At 74.7% G+C, this 3,175-nt stretch carries 4 protein-coding genes and 1 pseudogene; all 5 read left to right on the top strand.

The genetic code is table 11. From position 1 onward, the window contains the following. Nucleotides 1-129 (top strand): annotated as a pseudogene (locus Q0195_RS08600) (electron transfer flavoprotein subunit beta); the annotation flags it as partial. Nucleotides 130-139: 10 nt separating this feature from the next. Next, nucleotides 140-1,126 (top strand): electron transfer flavoprotein subunit alpha/FixB family protein, encoded by a 987-nt coding sequence (locus tag Q0195_RS08595; protein WP_299277110.1) that lies wholly within the window; start codon nt 140-142, stop codon nt 1,124-1,126. Nucleotides 1,127-1,167: 41 nt separating this feature from the next. Then, nucleotides 1,168-1,929, top strand: a complete 762-nt coding sequence (locus tag Q0195_RS08590; protein WP_299277108.1) for an SDR family NAD(P)-dependent oxidoreductase — start codon at nt 1,168-1,170, stop codon at nt 1,927-1,929. A gap of 112 nt (nt 1,930-2,041) precedes the next feature. Further along, nucleotides 2,042-2,749, top strand: coding sequence for a GntR family transcriptional regulator (locus Q0195_RS08585; protein ID WP_299277106.1), 708 nt, complete (start codon nt 2,042-2,044; stop codon nt 2,747-2,749). 26 nt (nt 2,750-2,775) lie between these two features. Continuing rightward, nucleotides 2,776-3,175: MmgE/PrpD family protein (locus tag Q0195_RS08580; protein WP_299277112.1), on the top strand; the 400-nt coding region annotated here is incomplete at its 3' end.

The raw sequence follows: 3,175 nt of genomic DNA, 5'->3' as shown, positions 1-3,175 counted from the left end.
GACAGGGCGCGCTCGGTGGTCGTCTCCGTGGCCGAGCGACCGGCCCGTGCCGCCGGCGTCAAGATCGTCGACGAGGGGGACGCCGGGGAGCAGCTCGCGGAGTTCCTCGTCGCCAACCGCCTCGCGTGAAGGGAGACCCATGACGAACGCAGGTCGGGACGAGATCCTCGTCCTCGTCGAGCGCACGGCCCAGGGCGACGTCGCGGCGAGTGCGGCCGAGGTCATCGGGGCGGCAGCGGGGATCGGCACGCCCGTCGCCCTTGTCGTCACCGCGCCCGGCGCACCCGGGGAACCCGCGCGGGTGGCCGCGGAGCTCGGCGCGGCGCGGGTGCTTCTCGCCGAGCACCCCGGGGCGGCGACCGGTCTCGGGGTGGCTGAGGTCGACGCGCTGGCGGCAGCGGTCGACGCCGTCCGTCCCGGGGCCGTGCTCGTCCCGCACTCGGTGGACGGGCGGGACGCGGCGGGGGCTGTGGCCGTCCGCCGGGGGCTGGCGCTGGCCGTGGACGCGGTCGGCGTCTCCCGTGGTGCTGACGGGGTCATCGCCCACCACTCCGTCTACGGCGGTGCCTACGACGTCGACTCCACCGTGACGACGGGTCCGCTGGTCGTCACCCTGCGGCACGGCGCTGTCGACGCCCGCGCCGAGCCCCGGCCGCTCGTGCTCGAGCGGCTGGAGGTGACGCCGTCGGGGCGCCGGGCCGCCCGGGTGGACGGGGTCGAGCCCGTCGGTGCCGCGTCGGGCCGTCCCGCGCTCCAGGGGGCGGACAGGGTCGTGGCCGGCGGGCGCGGCCTGGGCTCCAAGGAGCAGTTCGCCGTCGTCGAGGAGCTCGCCGACGAGCTCGGGGCGGCGGTCGGTGCCTCGCGCGCCGCCGTCGACGCCGGCTACGTCCCCCACGCGTACCAGGTGGGGCAGACCGGAGCCGTCGTCGCCCCTCAGCTGTACGTCGCGCTCGGGATCTCCGGCGCGGTCCAGCACCGGGCGGGGATGCAGACTGCGCGCACCATCGTCGCGGTCAACAAGGACCCCGACGCCCCGATCTTCGACATCGCCGACTTCGGCGTCGTCGGTGACGTGTTCACGGTGGTGCCGCAGCTCGTCGCGAGGCTGCGGGAGCGACGGGGCTGAGCCGGGGCGGGCACGTGGTCCCGCCGCGAGAGGAGGACGCGATGGAGCTCGACGGTGCAAGTGCCGTCGTCACGGGTGGTGCCTCAGGACTCGGGCTCGCTGCCGCACGGCGGCTGACGGCGGACGGCGCCCAGGTCGTCGTGCTCGACCTGCCCACGTCCCAGGGCGAAGCTGCTGCGGCGGAGCTCGGGTCGCGGGCGACCTTCGTCCCGGGTGACGTCACGAGGCCGCAGGACGTGGCGGCCGCGGTCGAGGCGGCCACGAGCCGCGGCCCGCTGCGCGTCGCGGTCAGCTGCGCCGGTGTGGCGACACCGGGCAAGCTCGTCGGACGCGACGGGCCGCTCCCGCTGGAGCAGCTGCTCGGCGTCGTCACGGTCAACCTCGGCGGGACCGTCAACCTCGCCGCACAGGCTGCGGCGGCCATGGCGCAGACCGAGGAGGTCGACGGCGAGCGCGGTGTCATCGTCAACACCGCGTCGGTCGCCGCCTTCGAGGGCCAGGTCGGGCAGATCGCCTATGCGGCGTCCAAGGCGGGCGTCGTCGGCCTCACCCTTCCGGCAGCCCGGGAGCTCGCGGCCTCGCTCATCCGGGTCGTCACGATCGCTCCGGGGGTGTTCGAGACACCGCTGCTGGCGGGACTGCCGGAGGCGGCGCGGGAGTCCCTCGAGGCCAAGACGCTCCACCCACGCAGGCTGGGGCGGGCGGAGGAGTTCGGCGCCCTCGTCGGCCACATCGTGGCCAACCCCATGCTCAACGGGGAGACGATCCGCCTCGACGGCGGCATCCGGCTCGAACCGCGTTGACGACGGCGAGGTCCGGGCTGCTGTATGCACAGGGCCGCTCCGACCGGCAGAACGGCCTGGACTGGTGGCGGACTGTATACATCTGCTCCTCAACAGGGGTACATTGAGGACCGTGCGCGCCAGTGACCTCGCTTACACCAGGCTCCGGCAGGAGATCGTCCTGGGTCGTCTCTCCCCGGGCGCGCCGCTCGCCGAGGTCGAGCAGTCCGACCGGCTCGGCGTCTCCCGCACCCCACTGCGGGAGGCCCTGCGTCGGCTCGAGGCCGAGGGCCTCGCCGTCGTCGGCAAGGGCAGGACCTACCGGGTCTCGACCATCTCGCCCGACGACGTCCGGCACCTGTTCGAGCTGCGGGAGGCACTGGAGTGCCAGGCCGCCCGGCTGGCGGCCCAGCGGCGCGAGCCGGACGTGTTCCACCGCCTCGCGGAGCGCTTCGCGGAGGCGGCGGCCCTGCTGTCCCCCGGCGACCCCGACCACACGACGTACTACGGGCTCGTCGCCGAGCTCGACACCGCGCTCGACGAGGCGATGGGGAGCCCCGCGCTCCAGCGGGCGCTCACCGCGCTGCGCTCGCAGGTCGCCCGCGCGCGCAGACTCTCCCGCGACGACCACTCACGGCTCGTCCAGGCGGCGCAGGAGCACCGCCTCATCGCCGAGGCGGTCGCCGACGGCGACGGCACCCTCGCCGCCCAGGCCACCGCGATCCACCTGCGGGCGAGCCTCGCCGCGATCCTCACCGCGCTCACCGGGCGTGGACCCCACGAGTCGGCCGCGGTTCTGGTGCGGCCGACCACACCAGCCAAGGAGGCAGCAGTTCGATGAGCAACGCCCGTCTCGCCTCGCGCGACATGGTCTTCCACGACGTCCGGGTCCACCCGAGCGCGGACAACCTCGCGCGTGAGGACCAGCTCGCCTGGAAGATCGCCGAGGTCGCGACCGACGACGCCCCGGTCACCGACGCGGTGACCGACATGATCATCAACCGGGTCATCGACAACGCCGCCGTGGCCACCGCCTCGCTCACCCGCGGACCCGCCGTCGCCTCCCGCGCGCAGGCCCAGGCCCACCCGTACAGCCCCGGCGCGACGGTCTTCGGCCTGGAGCAGTCCGAGCGGGTGAGCCCCGAGTGGGCAGCCTGGGCCAACGGCGTGGCCGTGCGCGAGCTCGACTACCACGACACCTTCCTCGCCGCGGACTACTCCCACCCGGCCGACAACATCCCGGCGATCGTCGCCGTCGCGCAGCACC

The sequence above is a fragment of the uncultured Georgenia sp. genome, assembly GCF_937958535.1.
In the GTDB taxonomy this organism is placed as follows: Bacteria; Actinomycetota; Actinomycetes; order Actinomycetales; family Actinomycetaceae; genus Oceanitalea.
The sequence above is the reverse complement of the archived record's forward strand: the minus strand, read 5'-3'. Positions and strand labels throughout refer to the sequence as shown.

Excerpts from the sequence above, each read along its gene's own strand:
- Q0195_RS08595 (WP_299277110.1), top strand. The coding sequence starts at position 140 with ATGACGAACGCAGGTCGGGACGAGATCCTCGTCCTCGTCGAGCGCACG.
- Q0195_RS08590 (WP_299277108.1), top strand. The coding sequence starts at position 1,168 with ATGGAGCTCGACGGTGCAAGTGCCGTCGTCACGGGTGGTGCCTCAGGA.